This is a genomic window from Flavobacterium arundinis (assembly GCF_038289855.1).
GTDB lineage: Bacteria > Bacteroidota > Bacteroidia > Flavobacteriales > Flavobacteriaceae > Flavobacterium > Flavobacterium arundinis.
Genome location: NZ_JBBYHR010000001.1, coordinates 308,552 through 330,080 on the forward strand (window position 1 = coordinate 308,552; position 21,529 = coordinate 330,080).

Annotated in this window: 11 protein-coding genes; 5 read left to right on the plus strand and 6 right to left on the minus strand. The window is 44.0% G+C overall.

Annotated features, from left to right (window positions below; all coding sequences use genetic code 11):
- The 5 genes from AAEO56_RS01330 to AAEO56_RS01350 all read left to right on the plus strand — a co-directional run bounded on the left by AAEO56_RS01330 (position 1) and on the right by AAEO56_RS01350 (position 4,618).
- Positions 1-663: a YggS family pyridoxal phosphate-dependent enzyme gene (locus AAEO56_RS01330; protein WP_341695213.1), complete on the plus strand. Its 663-nt coding sequence runs from the start codon at positions 1-3 to the stop codon at positions 661-663.
- Positions 664-763: 100 nt separating this feature from the next.
- Complete coding sequence (locus AAEO56_RS01335; protein WP_341695214.1) at positions 764-2,128, plus strand: exonuclease domain-containing protein; 1,365 nt, start codon at positions 764-766, stop codon at positions 2,126-2,128.
- 32 nt (positions 2,129-2,160) lie between these two features.
- The gene (locus tag AAEO56_RS01340) at positions 2,161-2,970 is read left to right on the plus strand and encodes an ion transporter (protein ID WP_341695215.1); all 810 of its coding nucleotides are present in this window, start codon (positions 2,161-2,163) and stop codon (positions 2,968-2,970) included.
- Positions 2,970-3,878: a tRNA (adenosine(37)-N6)-dimethylallyltransferase MiaA gene (gene miaA, locus AAEO56_RS01345; RefSeq protein ID WP_341695216.1), complete on the plus strand. Its 909-nt coding sequence runs from the start codon at positions 2,970-2,972 to the stop codon at positions 3,876-3,878. The genes AAEO56_RS01340 and miaA overlap by 1 nt, the downstream gene beginning before the upstream one ends.
- Positions 3,878-4,618 carry an acyl-[acyl-carrier-protein] thioesterase gene (locus AAEO56_RS01350; protein ID WP_341695217.1) on the plus strand — a complete coding sequence of 247 codons (741 nt, stop codon included), beginning with the start codon at positions 3,878-3,880 and terminating at the stop codon, positions 4,616-4,618. Before miaA ends, AAEO56_RS01350 begins: the two co-directional genes overlap by 1 nt.
- Before the next feature lie 168 nt (positions 4,619-4,786).
- On the opposite strand, the gene AAEO56_RS01355 is transcribed toward AAEO56_RS01350, so the two are convergent.
- The 6 genes from AAEO56_RS01355 to AAEO56_RS01380 all read right to left on the minus strand — a co-directional run bounded on the left by AAEO56_RS01355 (position 4,787) and on the right by AAEO56_RS01380 (position 21,265).
- On the minus strand, positions 4,787-5,509 hold the full coding sequence (locus tag AAEO56_RS01355) for a response regulator transcription factor (RefSeq protein ID WP_341695218.1): 723 nt from the start codon (positions 5,507-5,509) through the stop codon (positions 4,787-4,789).
- Positions 5,510-5,519: 10 nt separating this feature from the next.
- Positions 5,520-7,052, minus strand: coding sequence for a sensor histidine kinase (locus AAEO56_RS01360; protein ID WP_341695557.1), 1,533 nt, complete (start codon positions 7,050-7,052; stop codon positions 5,520-5,522).
- 65 nt (positions 7,053-7,117) lie between these two features.
- Entirely contained in the window at positions 7,118-7,711 is a 594-nt protein-coding gene (gene coaE / locus AAEO56_RS01365; RefSeq protein ID WP_341695219.1) for a dephospho-CoA kinase, read from the minus strand.
- Entirely contained in the window at positions 7,711-8,709 is a 999-nt protein-coding gene (locus AAEO56_RS01370; RefSeq protein WP_341695220.1) for a glycosyltransferase, read from the minus strand. The genes coaE and AAEO56_RS01370 overlap by 1 nt, the downstream gene beginning before the upstream one ends.
- A gap of 169 nt (positions 8,710-8,878) precedes the next feature.
- The gene (locus AAEO56_RS01375; protein WP_341695221.1) at positions 8,879-14,023 is read right to left on the minus strand and encodes a beta strand repeat-containing protein; all 5,145 of its coding nucleotides are present in this window, start codon (positions 14,021-14,023) and stop codon (positions 8,879-8,881) included.
- 342 nt (positions 14,024-14,365) lie between these two features.
- On the minus strand, positions 14,366-21,265 hold the full coding sequence (locus AAEO56_RS01380; RefSeq protein ID WP_341695222.1) for an Ig-like domain-containing protein: 6,900 nt from the start codon (positions 21,263-21,265) through the stop codon (positions 14,366-14,368).
- Positions 21,266-21,529 lie beyond the last annotated feature (264 nt).

Here is a 21,529-nt window from a genome sequence, read left to right on the forward strand (position 1 = left end):
ATGTCAGTACAAAATAATCTCAATACCATACAATCCTCCCTACCGCCCCACGTTACACTGGTAGCCGTAAGCAAAACCTGGCCAGTATCTGATCTCATGGAAGCCTACAATGCCGGGCAACGCATTTTTGGGGAGAATAAGATACAGGAAATGGCCGACAAGCATGACGAAATGCCGAAGGACATCCAGTGGCACATGATTGGCCACGTACAGACCAACAAAGTGAAGTACATGGCGCCATTCGTTTCCTTAATTCACGGGGTGGACAGCCTTAAATTACTGGTGGAAATCAACCGGCAGGCAAAACGTTACCGCAAGGTCATCGACTGCCTGCTGCAACTGCACATCGCCGAAGAAGATACTAAATTCGGGATGGATGAATCCGAACTCACAGTATTATTGGAGTCGGAAGAATTTAAGCAGATGCAGAACGTTCGTGTAAAAGGCCTTATGGGAATGGCAACATTTACGGATAATAAAGATCAGATAAGGAAGGAGTTCAATAAACTGAAAACTGTTTTTGATACCATAGCTAAAATTCCGGCAACTGACAACTATCAACCAACAACCCTTTCTATGGGCATGAGCGGCGATTACCAGATCGCTATTGAATGCGGCAGTACTATGGTACGCATAGGCAGCAGTATTTTTGGGAACAGATAATTGTTGATTTGGTTATGCGGTAATTCGTTTATTTGGATGAACGTGTGGTTTAATTCACGAACTTTGTATCTTTAAGCATTAAAATTTTATACCAGATTTTTTGTACGCAATACTTGACATAGAAACGACAGGGGGCCAGTTTAATGAAGAAGGGATTACCGAGATTGCCATTTATAAATATGACGGGCATGAGATCGTCGACCAGTTCATTAGCCTTTTAAACCCCGAAAAACCCATACAGCCCTTTGTGGTAAAGCTTACCGGCATCAACAACGCCATGCTGCGCAGCGCGCCTAAGTTTTTTGAGGTTGCCAAACGCATCATAGAAATAACGGAAGGCTGCATCCTCGTGGCGCATAACGCCCAGTTTGACTACCGCGTGCTCCAAACGGAGTTTAGGAACCTTGGCTACAACTTCGAAACGCAGACTCTTTGCACCGTTGAGCTTTCGCAGAAATTACTCCCCGAGCAGCCCTCGCACAGTCTTGGCAAACTCGTGCGCGCGCTCGGCATACCGATGACCGACAGGCACCGTGCTACCGGTGATGCTTTGGCAACCGTGCATCTCTTTAAGCTTTTACTTGAAAAAGACATAGAAAAAGAGATATTAAAAAGCCTTATAAAAACCGAAGTGAAGAAGGGTATCGCGCCAAAGTTAATGGACATGCTCGATAGTATACCCTCGGTAACAGGTGTTTATTATATCCATAAGGAAAATGGCGACATGATCTACCTTGGCAAAAGCAGGAACATCAAAAAACGTGTGAACCAGCATTTTACAGGGTCATCCTCAAAATCAAAAAAAATACAGAAGCAGGCCTTTACCGTAAACTACGAAGAGACCGGAAGCGAGCTGATAGCATTGTTAAAAGAATGCAGTGCTATAAAAATCAATAAGCCTGCCTACAACACCGCGCAGAAGAAAACCGTATTCCCGTGGGCTATTTATGCCGGGAAAGACAGCAATGGATATATGGCGCTCAAATTGCAAAAAACCGATTCCCGCAAAAAAGAGATCATTGCTTTTTCAGGGCCTGTGGAAGCAAGGAGCGCACTGTTTACCATTACCGAAAAATACAAACTGTGCCAAAAAGTGAACGGTATGGACCCGTCTGCCAAGGAACATTGCTTTCCGTATGAGCTGGGAGGCTGCAATGGTGCCTGCATGGGTGAAGAATCGCCCGAAGAGTACAACGTTCGTGTATCTGAATTCATAAGCAACAACAGTTTTAATAACCAGACGATGGCTATTATCGACAGGGGCCGTGCTTTGGATGAACGCAGCGTGGTTCTCATAGAAGACGGAACCTACAAAGGCTATGGTTTTTTTAACCTGAACTACCAGGTGCATAACCTGGATATCCTAAAGAATATCATTGTTCCCATGGAGGATAATAAGGATGTGAAAAAGATCATCCAAAATTATATCCACAAAAAGAAAGCCTTAAAAATAGTACGTTTCTAAGAGATTTATTATTTTTATATAAAACAACCTACATGGCCCTATCGGAAAATTTCAGGAAGAAGCTCCATACCATAATTTATGAGGCTGATACACCAGCAGGGAAATTTTTCGACCTGAGCCTTATCGTGATCATATTTATCAGCGTGGCAGCCGTAATGCTGGAAAGCGTGGCATCAATCAAGATAAAATATGGTTATGAACTGGGCATAGCAGAATGGATAATTACCGTATTCTTCACGCTCGAATATATTGCCCGCACTGTAGCTGTAAAACGGCCATGGCGGTATATTTTCAGCTTTTATGGCGTTGTGGACCTACTGGCCACATTGCCGAAATACATAGGGCTGCTTTTTCCGGGGACAGGCTTCTTCATTGCCATTCGCGCCATCCGACTACTGCGGATTTTCAGGATACTGAAGCCCACTCATTTCGTAGGAGCTTCTGACCAGTTGTTAGCCGCGTTGAAGAAAAGCAGGGTGAAGATAGCAGTATTCCTGTTCAGCGTTATTGTGCTTTGTGTTATACTCGGCACGCTGATGTACATGATCGAAGGGCCTGCAAGCGGTTTTACCAGCATACCTACCAGCATTTACTGGACCATTGTTACGCTTACTACCGTTGGATTTGGCGACATTACACCGGCAACGCCTTTCGGGCAGTTCGTTTCTATGCTGATAATGATACTGGGCTATGGTATCATCGCTGTACCTACAGGATTGGTTACGGCGCAATTCATCAACGAGAAAACGCCGGTCAATACACAGGTATGCCATAATTGCAACGCCCAAAACCACCGTGACGATGCGAAATTCTGTTACAATTGCGGCTACAAACTTAACTAATGGAGACCTCAAAAAAATACCTCATTACAGTTATCGGACCTACGGCTATCGGCAAAACATCTATGGCGATAAAGATCGCGCAGCATTTTAACTGTGATATCATATCGGCCGACAGCAGGCAGTTCTTTAAAGAGATGAGCATTGGCACTGCCGTACCCTCAAAAGAGGAACTGGAAGCCGCAAAGCATCATTTTATCCAAAACATAAGCATCTTTGACGATTACACTGTTGGTGACTTTGAACGACAAGCTATAGCGAAGCTCGACGAACTGTACCAAACCAATGATTTCGCCGTAATGGCAGGTGGTTCCGGACTATATATTGATGCCGTACTTAAAGGCTTTGACGACTTTCCTGATGTTGCCCCATCAGTACGTGAAGAGCTTATAAGTAATTATGAAATGCATGGCATTACGTATTTACAGCAGGAACTTGAACGGCTCGATCCTGTGCATTACGAAAATGTAGCAAAGGAAAACCCGCAACGGCTTATGAGGGCGCTCGAGGTGAGTATCGGTTCCGGAAAGCCCTACTCCTCTTTCCTGAATATAAAAAAGAATAGCCGTAACTTTATTCCGATCATCATAGGGCTTGAAGCCGACAGGGCCACGATGTATGCCCGCATTAACGAACGTGTGGACATCATGGCGGCAACAGGCCTTATTGAAGAAGCGAACGCACTCTATCCGCATAAAAGGCTAAATGCGCTGCAAACGGTAGGTTACCGTGAATTGTTTAGCTACTTTGACGGTGAGTTTACATTAGATTTTGCCCTTGAAGAAATAAAGAAAAATACGCGCCGGTTTGCCAAAAGGCAAATGACGTGGTTCAAACGCAACGAGGCCGAATGGTTTGACTTTACGACACCTCCTCCTGAAATTATTAATTACATAGAAAGCAAATTATAATGCCAATATCCCCTCAATTCACATCGGTTTACTCGCACGACTGGGAGATAAATTTCCTGCAATGCACACCTAACGGACTGCTGAAGCATACCGAACTTTGCAACCTGCTACAGTTAACCGCAGGCTACCATGCCGAAATGGGAGGCCTCAGTTTTACCGATATGCAGCTGCATGACCAGGCTTGGGTACTGAGCCGTATGCGTGTAGAGATCGATGAACTACCGAAGTGGCGCGATACCGTAACCGTGAAAACCTGGATATTCGATTTGCAGGGATCGCGGTCGGTAAGGGCGTTGGAAATGTATCTTGGTGATAAAAAGATTGCCGGGTCTGTAACCTACTGGGCGGTTTTCAATACAAAATTGCGAAAGCCCGAGGCGCTTGCCCTACCCCACGAGCATTTTGAAAAATATCCCGAAAGGCTGGCTACCGAAGAGTCTTTTAAAAAAGTAGATGTATCCCGGGATGCTACGGTACATTCTCAAAGGAAAGTAGTACTGTCCGACCTTGATATTGTTTTCCACGCCAATAATGTAAAATACCTGGAATGGTGCCTTGATGCCATCGACCACAAGCCTATCTTGAAACAACAGCTGAAAAGCTTTGATATGAATTATATGCGGGAGCTTATGCTTGGCGATGAAGTGCAGTTAGTAACCGGCACAGAAGATAAGGAGACCTATTTTACCGTTACAAAAGATGATAAGGCGTGTTTTGCGCTGGAGTTGAACTGGAAATAGTCTCTTAATATGATCATTATTTTTTTGTAACGCGGATTGTTGTGGATTATTCAATTTCATAGTACCTAATTTATTCAGATTTCTCCACTCCGCAAGCTCCGGTCGAAATGACACAACCATAAACTGAATTGAAAATAAAAAGCCCCAACGCAATGTGGGGCTTTTTAACTATTTCTCTTCAGTTACTTTGTTTTTTACAACCAGCCTGAAGCCTTCACCGTGAATGTTCAGTATCTCTACATCTTCATCCAGTTTCAGGTACTTTCTTAGTTTGGCAATGTAAACGTCCATACTTCTCGAGGTAAAGTAGTTGTCGTCCCTCCATATTTTGGTAAGGGCAAGCTCTCTCGGCATAAGGTCGTTTTCGTGCAATGCAAGCATTTTAAGCAGTTCATTCTCTTTTGGCGAAAGCTTGATAGGCTCATCGTCGTTAAAGGTAAGGAAACGCAGTTTTGAGTTCAGGTGGAACCTGCCTATCTGGAACTCAAATTTAGAGTTGTCCGTTTTTGTTTCCGACGCTTTTCTCTGGATGATAGCCTTGATCTTCATCAAAAGCACTTCAGAATCGAACGGTTTGTTCAGGTAATCGTCAGCACCCACTTTGTAACCTTTAAGCACATCCTCTTTCATGGATTTTGCTGTAAGGAAAATAATAGGCACTTCCTTATTTTTTTCCCTTATTTCGCGGGCAAGGGTATATCCGTCTTTGTAAGGCATCATCACATCAAGAATACACAAATCGAAATTGTCTTTCTTGAATTTTTCGAAACCTTCCATTCCGTTCTTAGCTAGTGTAACGTCAAAATCATTAATTAACAGATAGTCTTTCAGTACGGCTCCAAAGTTTGGATCATCTTCAACCAAAAGAATCTTTTTGTTTACTTCTTCCATTTCCATATGTTTAATTTATTAGTGGCATTTTTATTATAAAGGTGCTACCTTTTCCTTTTTCACTTTCTACGTATATGTGGCAATTATGATCCTCAATAATACGTTTTACGTAGGCAAGCCCTAGTCCGTGGCCTTTCACATTGTGAATATCGCCGGTGTGCTCCCTGTAAAATTTCTCAAAGATCCTTTTTTGCGTTACCTTGGACATACCCAGTCCATTGTCTTTAATTTTAATAAGGATAAAATCCTTTACATTCTCTGTTGATACATCTATAACGGGTTCGTCAGGAGAATATTTGATGGCATTATCCAAAATATTAACTAAAACATTGGTAAAATGCACATCATTTAATAATGTGGTAGTCCTCTGCGCCGTAAAATTGCGCGTGAGGGTTCCCTGCCTTGCTTCAATAATCAAATGAACGTGCTCTATCGCAGTTTCAATTACATCATGTATATCGGCCTGCTCTTTGGTTATCTCCAGCTCTTTTTTCTCGAGTTTCGAGATCTGGAGCACATTCTCCACCTGGGCGTGCATCCTTTTATTTTCATCCCGTATCATTTGCAGGTAGCGCTGTACCTTCTCTTTGTCATCAAATATTTTTGGGTTCTTTATAGAATCCAGTGCCAGGTTGATCGTGGCAATTGGCGTCTTGAACTCATGGGTCATATTGTTGATAAAGTCCGTCTTTATCTCCGATATCTGTTTTTGCTTGATCAGCTGGTTTATGGCGCTCAGATACGCTATTATAATGATCAGCGTAAATATCATTGATAGTGATGTAATGCCTACCAATGAAGAGAACAGGAAAGTTTTCTTTTGCGGAAAGCTTATCAGCAACATATAGCGCGACATCCCTTCGTTGTCCGGAAAAACATTATGGTACAGCGTAGTGGGATCCCATTTCAGATTATCTGATTTAATCTTGGTTGCCATCCCGTTCCTGTATATCCCGAATTCGAAAGGAGTATGCACGTCATTCTGCTCGAGTTCGGTGCGTATCGTTTTTTCGATCTTAGCCTTGGAAATCCATTTCTCCGGCGAATTAAACTCCCGGTAATCTTTAAGGAAACCTGCCAGCTGGAAATCAAGCCATCTTTCGGTATCAACATCTTTCGCAGGACTTTTCGGTGGATTGGCATTATGAACTACCGCCCCAATGTTTGACTTGCTTCGCACATAGTCATCAACTCTGTTTTTATCAAAGAACACATCGTTATAATCCTCGCGGGTAACGTTATCCGAATAAATTATCGGTTTTTTTCGGTCATCACCATTTTGTTCATAGTAAGCCAGGAGGTCGCTTCTTTTTGGGTTGCGCCCCAAACTATCTTTTACCCTAGTGTATATTTTGTAGAACTCGTCTCCCTCCTGTTCCTGTAATTTGTTGGCCACCTTATCCAAAATGCTCTGGATATGGTACCTGAACTGCTCATCGCTGTTCTTTAAAGATGAATTAACCCAATATAGCTGTACCAGTATTATCCCTATTAAGGACAGGCTCATAAAGAATACCAGTAAGCGAAATCTAGTTTTATTCATCATTACAAAATTAACATTTTAACATTTAAAGCCCGAAAATATTAACCAAACATTAACAGCCGGTTTTAATTTTCACATTTTTGTATAATTTCAAACACGTTTTGGGCATCTTTCTCAGCCTGGGCAGTATCTATATTATGAATAATATAAGTACTTAGCGGCATTTTTCGTTCATCGTCCCACTGGCTTTCCATCCGTTCAAGCACTTTTTCTTCGGTGGTATTATCACGCTGCATGACCCTTTTGAGCCTCAATTCCTTTGGAGCAGTTACTAATATCACCGCATCACAATCTTTATAACTCCCCGATTCAAACAAAATTGCGGTCTCCTTAATTACCACGGGCTCCTTTTCGCGGGCGGCTACCCAGTCTTTAAAATGCTGCCTCACTTTAGGATGAATGATCCCGTTAAGCACTTCCAGCTTTTTCGGATCATTAAATACGATACCGGCAATTTTTTGCCTGTCGGGCATGCCATCAGTAAAAGCTGACTCTCCAAATGCGTTGCCGACTTCCTTAATCGTATCCGGTGTATAAAGTATTTTTTTTGCTTCATCGTCGGCAAAGTAAACCGGTATGCCCCACGCAATAAAGTACTGCGCGATGGTAGTTTTACCACTCCCGATGCCGCCTGTTAAGCCGATGATCTTTGTTTTCATTACTTTTTAAAGAATAATCCGGGAAATGCTTCCTGCGGTCTTTGTTTGAGTATGTGGACTTTCATAAACGATTGCATGTACCCTATACCATAGCCATAAAACTGTATAAAAACCGCTATAAGCGATAAAAATCCAACCTTTACACTCCTGTTTTGCAGTGTTGCTGCGAAAAATAACATTATGAAGTACAATGTATAAAGATATAAGAAGAATTGGACATTAATTAACAGTATGATAAGAGAACCTGCGAGCCCCAGCATAAAAAGGGATGGAAACAGAAAGGTTATCTTTTTATATTGCGGGTGCCACAGGTCCAGGATAGGCCTGGCTTTGCCGAATTTATTCACCTGTTTGTAAAATTTCCCCCAGTCAATCCTTCGTTTGTGATAAACATAGCAATCGGGAAACAGGCGCGTAGTGAAACCCAGTTTCCATAGCCGTATAGAAAGATCGGGGTCTTCGCCGGGGTGTATGTCACCAAACCCTCCGGATGCCTCAAAACCTTTTTTAGAAAGTCCCATATTAAAGCTGCGGGGCTGGAATTTTTCTATCTTCTCAGATTTTCCCCTTATCCCTCCTGTCGTAAGGAAGGAGGTCATGGTAAAATTGATTGCCTTTTGCACATCGCTGAATGAATCGAGGGCTGCATCCGGCCCGCCAAAACAATCAACATATTGCTTATTAAGGCTGGCGGCAACATTCGAGAGGTAATCGGGAGGTAGTATACAATCGGAATCAAGTATGATAAAATAGTCCCCTTTTGCAATGCTCATTCCATAGTTCCTGGAATCTCCGGGGCCCGAATTTGTTTTAAAAAAGTAGGAAATGTTTAGTTTTTCGCTGTATGTAGACACTACATCATTACAAGCTATTGAGGAACCGTCTTCAATGATCACGATTTCATATTCCTGTTTGTAAGTCTGGGCAGTAAGGCTTGCCAAAAGCTCGTCTATCTCATCCGGCCTGTTGTAAACCGGTATTATCAGGGAAAAAAACATCTGTAAGAATTTTTAACAAAGTTACAGTTTTATATAAAACCCCTACTCTTTTTTTGATTGAAGTGAAGAAACGCATAAATCTAAACCCATTTAAAAACAAAAAAAAGCCGCTACACGAATGCAGCGGCTTTAAAACAAATCAGGTGCGGGAAATTATATCCCTTATTGATTATTGTTTTTTCATGACTTTGATTGTTTTTACAGCGTTTCCGGCTGTAACTTTCATGATATAAGCGCCATCGGCAAGCGAAGACATATCAACTTTGGCTTGTGCTGCGGCAGGTTTTTGGGAAATAACCTGTTGGCCAAGCATATTGAATACGCTTACAGATGTAATATCTGATGAGTATGAAATGTTCAACACATCTTTTACAGGGTTTGGATAGTACTGGAACGCTGCTGCATCAAAATGCTCACCGCCCAATAACACATCTACCGTTACAGCAAGTGCATTTTCACTTGTACAGTTACCTACAGTCTGCATAGCATAGTAAGTAGATCCGGATTCAAGTGTTGTGCCCTGCTCTATAGCATTTGTTCCTGCCAAAGCATCTTCTTCGGTTGGATACCATGTAATATTACCGTTGCCATTCACCACAATATCTTCAATCGTGGCATCGTTGGCATCGCCTACTGTTATGGTTTGCTGCGCATCACCTGTTACGTCTGCAACAGCATTTATTGAAACAGCAACAGTTGCCCTTTCAGCGCTTTCGCAGCCATTTACAGTCTGAGAAGCATAATACAGCATTCCGTCTACCAGCGCTCCCTGGGCATCCAAAGCTGTACCGCCTGTTGCAGAAGTGTACCATTGTACATCTGTTCCTTCGGCATCAAGATCAGCTACAGTAGCACTGTTACAGAATGACTGTAACGTAGCAGCAGCAACCGGCGCAGCAGTCATGTTTACTGTTGCAGTAACCATTGCCCTTGTTGCACTCTCACAACCGTCAACAGTCCTAGAAGCATAATACATAGCTCCGTTAGTAAGCGCTGTAGTACCTGCAAGAGCAGTTCCGCCAGTTTCGGCGCTATACCACTGTATACCCTCTCCTGTTGCAGTAAGGTCTGCCACAGTAGCTGAGTTACAGAAAGTCTGTGAAGCCTCTGCATCCGGAGCATCAGGTGTGCTGATCGATACAGTAACCATAGTCCTTGTTGTACTCTCACAGCCGTTTGCCGTTTGCGATGCGTAATAAACACCTCCGTCAGAAAGCGCTGTGGTTGAAGCCAGGGCAGTTCCGCCCGTAGCATCGCTGAACCATTGTACGCCCGATCCTGTCGCCATCAATCCTGCTACAGTACCTGCATTACAAAATGATTGTGTTGCGGCAGCCTGAGGAGCATCGGTAACGTTCAGTACAACTGCTACTGCAGTCCTTGCGCTACTTTCGCAGCCATCTATTGTTTGCGATGCATAATATACAGTAAGGCCTGGTGTTAATGCCATAGTACCTGCAACAGGATTTCCTCCCGAAGCTGTTGTATACCACTGAAGCCCTGTGCCTGTAGCTACTATTTGCGAAACAGTACCTGCGCCACAGAATGTCTGGGTATCATCGGCCACTGTTGGAGCCGGAGTTATAGTTAGGTCAACAGTAACTGCTGTCCTTGCCATGCTCTCGCAGTTGTTCACAGTCTGTGAAGCATAATATGTCAATCCGTCAACAAGAGTCGTATTTGCAGCAAGTGCATTTCCGCCTGTGGCAGCGGCATACCAATTAATCGTCGTTCCTGTCGCTTCAAGGCTGGCAACAGTAGCGCCGCCGCATACCGTTTGTACTGCCTCTGCTGTTGGTGCAGCTACAACATTCACCGTTACAACAACATCATCAGAAATCGAACATCCGGCTGCATTTGATGCAGTTGCAGTATAGGTAGCAGTTGCAGTTGGTTTTGCATATACAGTACCGGCAATTCCGCCTGTGTAAGGTGTTGTTGCGGCTGCATTAGTATAAAGGTTAGTAACCGGTGACCAAACAGTCTCTACAGGAGTAGCGAAGTTGAATGTTACATCGTTCCTCTGGCTGAATGTAGCGGTACCAACTCCTGTGTATGCCGACATATCAGCAGGGGCTGTAAAATCGGCCCTGTAGAATAGTGTGCTTACAAACGGCGTTGTACTGAATGTTGCCGAATTCGTTCCTGTGCTAGGAGAGTTGTTGTTACTATAGCTCATCTCTATAACAAGGTTGCTGGTGCCATCCCATACAAACGGAGCATCAAGCGCAAAGGTGTTCAGGCCTGCAACCGGTGTATAGTTAGATGACGCTTTAACAGTAACTGTACCTGTAACCCATGAAGATGTAGTAGCAAACGATGCCACTGTAGTATTCTTCATTTTAATAGTAAGGCCATTAAGTACAGGTGTACTGTTGGCAGTAGCAAGGTTCAGCGCTATCGAATTGATATTCGATCCCGAAGCAAGTCCCAAAGCGGTAAGTTCTGCAGCAGTATAGATCCATTGCTGTTTTGCTCCACCGTAGTAGTTCTGGAAAGGGTTAGGCCCAAGTGTTGTAGCTGTAGTCTGCGCTACCGATGCACCTGTTGCTGTACCTGAAGTAACGTTACCGGCGGCACCTTCATACGTAAGCATCTGGATTCCGCCTTCGCACACTGTTACATCGGTCATAGCTGCCACTACAGGCAATGGATTTACTGTAACTGTTACCGTACCCGTGGTTATACACCCTGAGCCGGTATCAGTAGCTGTAACTGTATACGTTGTAGTTTGCGCCGGAGTTACAGTCTGGGTTGCCCCGGTAAGGTTACCCGGCATCCAGCTGTAAGTATATCCTGCATTCGAACTAGTTACAGAAAGGCCTGTACTTTCGCCTGCACATAGTTCAGCATCAGTAGTTGTCGCACTGATAGCCGGAGCGGTTGTAACTGTGGCAGTTACCATTTGCCTTGGCGAGATACAGCCCTGCGTAACATTAAGGTTGTAGAAATACAGGTTATCTGTTGTAGAACCATACCAGTATCCGTTTGTGATGCTGAATGATCCGTCGGCAGTTGCAAACGGATACGTATTGCCTGAAGTATACCCAAGGTTGCCAACTGTTCCTGAAACAGCGTTCATGATCAAAAGGTAGCTGCCCGGAGTCGCTATGGTCAGGTTGACAGGTATCGTTAACGGAGTTGTTCCCAAACCGGTTAGTGTTCCTGTTACTACCGATGTTATAACTGCTGAATTTGCAGTATTTTTAAGAGCAATAGTCATTGTTCCTGTTCCGGTAAACGGAACGGCTAAAGAGTTGATGGTAACGTTAGGCACTGTTGTAGTGATCATGATACCATGAGAACCCGTATTTGCGCCATTGTTCGTTGTTCCGCTGTATGACGGTCCTACCACATAACTTGGCGATGAATTCGCCTCAACATAGTAGCTGGTCGTTTCTGTTATAACAGGTGTAGTCAGTGTTGTTCCTGTCCCTGCAATGCTGCCGCCGGTTGCAGCAGTATACCATGTTAGCAATCCGCCTGCAGATGCTGTTGCCTGAAGCTGGGCAGTACCCTGTCCGCAAATTGTTGCCGGTGTTGTACTTGTAATATCCGGAGCATCACAAAGTGTTGTAACAGCAAGAGGGCCCGTCCAGTCGCTGTATAAATTTGTGTCGCATTTGGCCCTTACCCATACATTATATGTTGTAGAAGGAGAAAGTGAAGCGATACTTGCTGTAACAACGCCTGCACCAACATTTCCTGAAGCGGTAGTAGTACCTGTAGGAGCAGTGTCTGAAGTGCTATAGTAGTACTCATAGCCCATTGCTGGCGCCACAGTAGAAGCCGTCCATGAGAAGCCTATGCTTGTCTCTGTTTTTGTACCAACAGTAAGCGCTGTAGGCGCTATACATGCAGGAGTTACGGTAACAGAAATATCGTCAAGGAACAGCTGATTCTGGTTAGCAGCAGAATAAGCGTGGAAACCTATGTAGTAAACACCAGTAGTCGAAGGTGTAAAATCAACGATATTCGTCATCGGTGTAACGTTGTTGTTGATGTTTGCATGATCTGCCAACGGGTTGGTCATCGCCGTAGCGACAGTGCCCATACCGTAAGCAACGTTCATTTTCTCTATATACGTAGTACCACCATTGTTACCATATTTATAGGTAAGCCTGTAAGATGTACCTGCTGTAAGGTTAAGCCCTTTTGTATAGAACCATACATTAGCTGCATTCGTTGAGTTGTAGCCATACTGCAATACTTTGGTAGTAAATCCATAGCCAGGATTTGCGGCAGTAACCCAGTTATTTCCTGTACCTGCATTCTGTACGATCGTACATTCCGGCAGTGCAGGCGCTGTTACCGACTCGAAATTCTGCGTATATGGAAGATCCTGCGGATCGCATAACGTAGTGAAGTTAACCACAGCACTCCAGCTGCTTGTATCGCCTGCACCACAATTACTTCTTACCCATACATAATAAGGAGTGTTCGGCGTAAGCGCACTAAGCGTTACCGAAGTTCCTGTAGCAACACTTCCCGTAGGGGTAGTCGATGCCGTAGGGGCAGTATTGGTGGTCGATTGATAATACTCATATCCTGAGGCAGGATTGCTTGAAGAAGCTGTCCAGGCCACTGTTGCACCATTGTTTGAAATGGCAGAAGATACAAGGGCCGTAGGTGCAACGCATGATGCCACTGCTCCTACAAACTGTAGCCTTGGCAGTGTAGACGTCCTGCCGGTCGCCGTTTGCGGAGCTGCAGGGTTGGGATTGGTACTATCATTATAATAATAGATCCCTGAATTGGCAGTCGAGGTATACGACCCAAAATAAGTGTCGTTAAAGCCACTGGTGTATAATGGTGCATTTTCATCTACGCCAATTACCAGGTTGCTCGTACCATTGTAGGCAAAAGGAGTTGTCAGGGTAATTTCCATCCAGCTGTTCGATACCTGCGTTACAGTACCCGAAAATACCTGCGTAAGGTTTGTCGTAGGCTCCCAATCTGTAGTGGAAGCAAAAGCCGTCTTATTGGTGTGCCCAATATAAATCGTCCAGTTATTCCAGGTGTTAAGCGGTAATTCTGCAGTAGAAATGTAATACCTTATTTTGGTTATGTTACCGGCAATACCGCCACCGCCTGCATATTCAGCGGCAGTAACAATTTGCTGGGTATACGAATAACCATAATAAGCCCTTACCGGTAGGTAAAAGGAGCTGTTCGCTGTCCCCGAACCTACGCTGATCGTTGCCTGGGCATACCCGCCCGTGACCGTTAGCAGCCCGAAAAAGAGAAGGCAAAAATGCCAAAACCTCAAATTTTTCCCATAATTTGAGGTTTTAAAGATAGTAGTGTTTTTCATTTAATAAAATTTATGATTTATTGTTAATAAAATTAAAAAATTATTACAAAAAACCCTAAAGACAAAATTTAAATATTTAATTTTTGAATAATTCGCATAGAAATAGCTTAATGATAAAAAAAATGATAATTAAACCTGATTTTAATATAACACACTAATATAATTCGCAACGAATTTGTTTTCATGCAACCTAATAAAAGCGACTATAATACTTTATTAACAAGATAAAGGCTAAAAAAATCCTGATTATTGCAATAAAAATAATTACTCTTTAAAGTGGCATCCATAAAAAAAGCCACCCTCACGGGTGGCTCAATTTTCAGGCATTAGCCTTTTTATTAATTACTGTCTTTTTACAACTTTAATTGTTTTCACAGTATTGCCAACAGTTATGTTTACAATGTAAGTAGCATCTGCAAGGCCTGACATGTCGAGTTTCACTTCGTTAGTTCCCGGCTGTTTTGCTATAACTTTTTGTCCAAGCAAATCATACACGATAACTGAGCTGATCTCTGATGAGTACGATATATTAAGTACATCTTTCACCGGGTTCGGGTGATATACCAGTGCACTCATATTAAAATCAGTTTTACCTAGCAATACATCTACAGTTACAGCGATAGGTGCGCTTTCACACTCTCCTATTGTCTGTGTTCCATAATATGTAGTCCCGTCTTCCACCTGTGTGCCTGCTGCCAAAGCATCAGTACCTGCAAGCGCATCTTCTTCGTTCGCATACCATTTAACAGTACCTGTTGCTGTAACAACGATATCTTCTATAGTTGCATCCGCAGCATTATCAACTGTAATTTCCTGTGTAGCATTTCCTGTAGGAGCGTCAGGGCCAGCCGGAGCTGCATTGATAGTTACCGAAGCCGTTGCAGTACACCCGGCTGAGTTTTTAACTGTCACGGTATAAGTACCCGGCGCAACATTTTCAAAAATTGAAGAAGGGCCAAAAGTAGTACCATCTATACTGTAGGTGTTAGCATCTGCTATAGGGGCCGTAACCTCGATAGTACCTGTAGCCACAGTACATGTAGGCTGCGTAAGCGTAACCGTTGGTGTAGCAGGCAAATCCGGGGCAGCGTTGATCGTTACCGATGATGTTGCTGTACAGTCGGCTGCATTTTTAGCAGTTACTGTATAAGTACCTGCAGCAAGGCCATTAAATGTAGCGGAAGCCTGGAAGTTTGTACCGTCTATACTATAAGTATATTCAGTGCCAACCGGTGCCGTAACCGTAACTGTACCCGTTGCTGTAGTACACGTTGGCTGTACAAGTGTAAATGTTGGTACGGCAACTACAGAAACAGTTGCAGTAACCATAGTCCTTACAGCGCTTTCGCATCCTGCAATTGTTGCTGATGCATAATATACACCACCATCGGTAAGCGCGGTAGTAAGCGGTAATGATGTTCCGCCTGTTGCATCAGCATACCATGAAATGGTTGCTCCTGCGCCACCTACAGCGTTTAAGCTTGCAAGTGTACCTGAACCACACACCGTTTGCGATGCCGCAGCTACCGGGGCAGCTACAGTATTTACAGTTGCGGTAACCATAGTCCTTGCAGTGCTTTCGCATCCTGCAATTGTTGCTGATGCATAATATACACCTCCATTGGTAAGTTCGGTTGTAAGCGGTAAAGCTGTTCCGCCGGTTGCGTTAGCGTACCATGAAATGGTTGCTCCTGCACCACCTACAGCGTTTAAGCTTGCAAGTGTACCTGAGTTACATACTGTTTGCGATGCCGCAGCTACCGGGGCAGCTACAGTATTTACAGTTGCGGTAACCATAGTCCTTGTAGTGCTTTCGCATCCTGCAATTGTTGCTGATGCATAATATACACCTCCATTGGTAAGTTCGGTTGTAAGCGGTAAAGCTGTTCCGCCGGTTGCGTTAGCATACCATGAAATGGTTGCTCCTGCACCACCTACAGCGTTAAGGCTGGCCAGTGTACCTGAGTTACATACTGTTTGCGATGCCGCAGCTACCGGGGCAGCCGGGGTATTAAGCGTAACAGTAACAAGTGTCCTTGCTGTACCTTCACATCCTCCAACAGTTTGTGAAGCATAATAAGTACCTCCGTTTGTAAGGGCTGTTGTGTTGTCCAAAGCAACGCCTCCGGTTGCAGCAGCATACCATTTAATAGTTGCTCCTGTTTCACCGGTAGCCTGCAAGTCATTAACAGTACCAGAATTACAAAGGGTAAGTGTAGCCGTTGCGGTTGGCGCAGCAACACCGTTAACAGTTAATACACCGCTAACATTGGTTGTGCCGTCCCACTGGCCTCCTGAGAATCCGCCATAATAGTTAGATCCTGTAAGGAACCTGAAGCGGCTTGCGTAGTAATATGTACCGGCAGGCAGGCCTGAAATGGTATACATATACTCGTCGTTATTACCTGACTGCAAATTGAAAGTTGCAAGATGCCAATCAGACTCAGCCCATGTTGATGGGTCGGTATTAGTAGCAGAGAAACCTATCCAGGCAGTAATGCTTGTATTTGCGCCCGGAGCTTCGGTAACACCTGCTTTATACACCTGTGCGTATGCTGTAAAATCGCCGCATGTAGTTGTCGTGCCACTGGCCGGCCACTGAAGGTTAGCCCAGTTGATACCACAATCGATAACGTCTACGTTTACCGTTGCGGTCGCCGTACAGCCTGAATTAGCTGTAGCAGTAGCAGTATAGGTTGTTGTACCAACAGCTGAAGATTTGGCATAAACTGTCCTTGCATCGCTACCTGCTACATAAGCTGTAGTAGCCGCTGCATTTGTGTACAGGTTGGTTGCCGGTGTCCATGTCATTGGGCCACCTACAAAACCTCCAAAGCCAAGGTTCAGCCTTTTAGTCGAAGTCGTACCTGTAGTTGCCGTAAGGTTGTCATAATTATACAATGTAGTATTGGCGCCAAGATCGGTATAATACGTCTGTGCGTTGTATAAACCGTCAACACCTGCCATCGAAACGCTAACTACGATATTAGAAACACCATCCCAAGGATATGGAGATGTAAAGGTAATTGCGTTCAAACCGGCTGTGTGCGTTTGCGTAACCGGGCCATATACCGTTGTAAATGATGCCTCACTGAGGTAAGTGGTATTCGGGAACGATGTAAGCGTAGTAGCTCCCATTTTCACGGTATAGTTTGTATTTGTAACAGAAGTAGCACTTACTGCAAAAACATTATATGTTACCGATAGTATATTACCGGCCTGAAGGCCTGCAGCGTGCAATTCGGCAGCTGTATAGATAGTCTGGCTTTTATAGTTTTGCCTTCTGTTATTGAAAGCTGTAAGCTCTTCAGTATTAGTTGTATTTGTAGTTGCAGTACCAATTGTTACCGATCCCGGTGTTGTACCGCCGGATGCAGTCAATGTAACCACTGAATCAGTACATACAGGACCTGCAGGAGGTGTTACCGTTACTGCGCCAGGCAGTTCGTTAACCGTTACAACAACAGTTTTAACCGCAGTACATGCCGCACCTGTAGTTTGCGAAGCTGTAAGCGTGTAGGTAGTCGTAGCTGTTGGGTTAAATGTCCATCCGCTGGTTGCGTTTCCTGAAACACCTGTTGCAGGCGACCAAACATAGCTGTCATAATCAGCTGCGCCGGTTGTTACTGTTATAGCCGATGATGTCTGGCCATTACAGATAGCAACAGCATTGCCGCTTATTACAAAATCCGGAGCTGTATTTACTGTAGCAACAACAGCCGTTTTTGGAGAGCTGCACCCTACCTGCCCACTAAAAGTGGTATTAAGCCTTTGTACCGAAGCAGTACCTGTGGTAGCAGTAAGGTCGCTGATGTTAGACAATACCATTGGGTTGGTTGTAGACGTATAATATGTTTGTGAATTATTAGACGAATCGATACCCTGGCTTGAGACCTCAACGATTATATTAGATTCACCATCCCAGCTATATGGCGTTGTAAATGTAATTGTCTGCCATCCTGATGCTGTGTGCGTGTAGGTAACAGGGCCAAAAACAGTACTGAAGCCTGTAGTAGCATATGTAGTATTAGCAAACGATGATAAAGATGTGTTGGCTATCCTAACCTTAAAGTTGGTATTGTTGGCAGAGCTTCCCAATGTAGCGATATTGAATGCCATTGAGGTTATGTTACCAGCAGTAAGGCCTGAAGCAAGCAACTCCTGTGCTGTATAAATAATCTGCTGCTTGTAACTTGCATAACGGTTGTTGAATGCCGTTGGCTGATCCCAGTCTCCTGTCAAGGTAGTAGCCGTGCCTATAACCCCGTTACCCGCAGTAGACTGTACAGCCCTTGCATAGTAAGTTGTAGTTGCGCTTATTGACGGCGTGGTAAATGGTGAACCTGTACCTAACGGCGCTCCCGCTGCGTCATACCATGTTATTACACCTCCGGTAGCAACAGCGTTTAATGCTACAGTACCTGTACCGCACCTGGCGGCAGGGGTTGTTGATGTAATTTCGTACGAATCACAAAGCGTTTTGAATGACACAGGGCCAATCCATTCGCTTTGTCCGTCGGTATTACAGTTTGCCCTTACCCATACATAATAATCTGTAGAAGGAGTAAGTGAAGGTATCGATGCATTTACAACACCCGCAGCAACACTGCCACTAGCTGTAGTAGCTCCTGTAGGTGCTGTAGCAGTTGTAGCTACATAATACTCATATCCGTTTACCGGAGCAGGCGAAGATGCTGTCCATGTAATGCCGGCAGTATTTTTAGTTATTGTAGTTGTTGCAAGGTTGGTTGGCGCAAAACACTGTGGTATTGCCCTCACCCTGAAATTATCTATGTAGAATCTTAGATCCTGAGTAGTTGTTGCACTGTTCGCGTAGAAAGCAATTTTAACAACACCTGTATAAGCCGCAAGCGAAATAACTTCATTAACTCCACCTATAGGGGCATTTGTATTATTATACGTTTTCAACGTATTGGCAGCAGCCCAGGTAAGACCTCCATCAGTAGAGATAAGAACTTTTACCGATTTTTCACCCATGTCAATCGCAGCTGATCCTGACCACTGGGTCACTGAAGCCGCATATTCTAACTGGTAATCAAGAGTAGTTCCTAAATCTATTCCAGGAGATATAAGCCATTCATTTCTCGTTCCGTAAAGTTCAACACGGGCAGCAGTTCCGTTGGCACCTGAAAAATTGTTATAATTTTCGTTTGTCCAGGCACTACCGGTAGTCAGGTTGTTTACTGCAACCGAAGTTCCTAAAACCCCTACAGCCTCTCTCCAGCATGCCGGAACTGGCGCTGCGCCGGTATAGCTTGTGAAGTCCTGTGTTATTGTAGGCGTTGTTGCCGCACAGTCGGGCATAAACGAACCACCATACACCCATCCGGATTTATCACTGTCACTACAAACACTCCTCATCCAGTAGTAGTATACGGTATCAGAGTTTAGTGTAGTAATAGTTGTAGTAGTTCCTGTAGGTACATTTACCGATGCAGCCGCTGCCGGAGCCGGAGCTGTATTGGTAGTTGCATAATAAATATCATAACCACCAGCCGGTGCTGTTGCAGGAGCTATCCATGACAAAGCCACACCCGACGGGCTTGCTGCAGCTACCAATGATGCCGGAGGCACACATGAAGGCAGCTTGAATACCACGTTATCAATAGAAGCGGCAGGCTGTGTCCTTGTTCCGCTATCATTTACCCATTCAAATATAATCCTTGCCGTTTGCCCTGCGAACGGGGTAACCGGAACATAAAATGTTTTTGATAAATAGGCACCATTGGTCAGGTTTTGATAATCTGCTATCATTACCGTTCCTGCACCACCCAAAGCAACAGTAGTCTGGGTACCTGCTACAGGGCCATAGGATGTTGGTACAACCCAAACCCTGAGATAGTCATAAGTGCTCTCGCCGCCGGATTTAATATCAAAATCCAACTGGGCTATTGTAGCGCCTGCCGGTATCGAAAAATCCCTGTACGCATGAACTACAGAGGTTGTATTGTCATAATTATTACTTGCGCCGGTAGCACTGTTCGAAACATACAATGCCTTAGTACCGCCATTATTTACAAAATTGCTAACAAACCATTTGTTAGCCTGTGTTCCGTTTGTAAGGGTCCAGTTATTTGCGTCTTCAAATCCATCTGTATACGGAAGAGGAGCCGGAATTTGCGCTGTCACGAAAGATACGGGTCCTGCCCAGCTACTTTTATCTGTACCTGAACATGCACTCCTTACCCATGCATAATAAATTGTAGAAGGATTCAGGGAACCTGCTGAAACGCTTGTTCCCGTAGCTTGTGTACCCGTTGGGGCAGTAGCTGCTACCGGAGCCGTATTCGTATCCGATATGTAGTATTCGTATCCTGAAGCAGGACTGCTTACCGATGCCGTCCAACCCAAAGTAATGCCGTTTTGCGTAGGCAAAGTAGCCGTTAATGCCGATGGGGCAGAACAAGTTGGCGCAGTAAAGTTGTAAGTAAGGCCACTAGTAAAGCCCTGCGCACCATTGAATGCAGCAATTGACGTACCTGTCATACCTGTCCTCACCTCTACCGGTGTATTCCACGACCCTGCTGTAGCAACAGTAAGTCCTAAATAATTTGTCGCAGAACTCTTAATACCTATCTGCGGCTGATAATCTGTAGTTGCAGCATATGGCGGCGTACCGTCATACACAAACTTAATAGTACCATTAACGGTATTTAAGCGAACCTGAATGTTGAATGTCTCCGCTTTATTATACCTGGCGAAGTTTTTCCATTGAATAACGATCTCGTTACCCACCTGCTCCCAGCGTATCTCACCGGGACCTGTAGGGCCAACAGACAAGTCACCCGAAAAAGGAGCCAGGAAAACATTGTTACCTGTACTGGTGCTTATAACACGGTACTCTGCAGTACTTGGTGCAGAAGCGCCACCCAATTGGATCTGGCCATTACTTGTTACATAAAAAGTGGTATAGGATATACCTGCAAAAGTAAATGGTGTTGGCATTGTCTGTACAGGGGACGAATAACTGTCCATTGCGGTACCGCCTGTTGCAGTATTAACTACAGTGCCACCTGTTATGGGCGTAAATGTTCCGCTGGTTTGTGTAAACGTGTAATCGCTTGCCTGGGCAAACGCACCTGTAACACAAAAGAGCATTAACACAGCCGCAAGCGCTGCAAAATAAGAAGGCCTCCTACGGTATACCCGTCCGGAGCTTTCTTCCCTAGTTTTCCCATTCAGAGTGAATACTCCCCATAAGGAATTGTAAAATTGATTCATAGAATTTTGATTTTTTTAACACACAAATATATTATTATTTAATAACTAATTTTATGTTATTATTACAATTATGTGTTATTTTTCAGTAAAATATCAATATTTAACTCAAATCGTCCTTATAATTAAAAATTATGTATAATTTTTTTGATAAATTATTACATATATTCAATTTTTTCACAAAAATGAGATCGCTATCGGGATAAAAGAATCGATTATTTTACTAAAATATCACAACAAGAGTCAATTTTAAAACTTTAACAAACA

Coding starts and splice junctions, on each gene's coding strand:
- AAEO56_RS01355 (WP_341695218.1), bottom strand. CDS start 5,509: ATGGAAGAAGTAAACAAAAAGATTCTTTTGGTTGAAGATGATCCAAAC.
- miaA (WP_341695216.1), top strand. CDS start 2,970: ATGGAGACCTCAAAAAAATACCTCATTACAGTTATCGGACCTACGGCT.
- coaE (WP_341695219.1), bottom strand. CDS start 7,711: ATGAAAACAAAGATCATCGGCTTAACAGGCGGCATCGGGAGTGGTAAA.
- AAEO56_RS01360 (WP_341695557.1), bottom strand. CDS start 7,052: ATGAATAAAACTAGATTTCGCTTACTGGTATTCTTTATGAGCCTGTCC.
- AAEO56_RS01380 (WP_341695222.1), bottom strand. CDS start 21,265: ATGAATCAATTTTACAATTCCTTATGGGGAGTATTCACTCTGAATGGG.
- AAEO56_RS01350 (WP_341695217.1), top strand. CDS start 3,878: ATGCCAATATCCCCTCAATTCACATCGGTTTACTCGCACGACTGGGAG.
- AAEO56_RS01370 (WP_341695220.1), bottom strand. CDS start 8,709: ATGTTTTTTTCCCTGATAATACCGGTTTACAACAGGCCGGATGAGATA.
- AAEO56_RS01375 (WP_341695221.1), bottom strand. CDS start 14,023: ATGAAAAACACTACTATCTTTAAAACCTCAAATTATGGGAAAAATTTG.
- AAEO56_RS01340 (WP_341695215.1), top strand. CDS start 2,161: ATGGCCCTATCGGAAAATTTCAGGAAGAAGCTCCATACCATAATTTAT.
- AAEO56_RS01330 (WP_341695213.1), top strand. CDS start 1: ATGTCAGTACAAAATAATCTCAATACCATACAATCCTCCCTACCGCCC.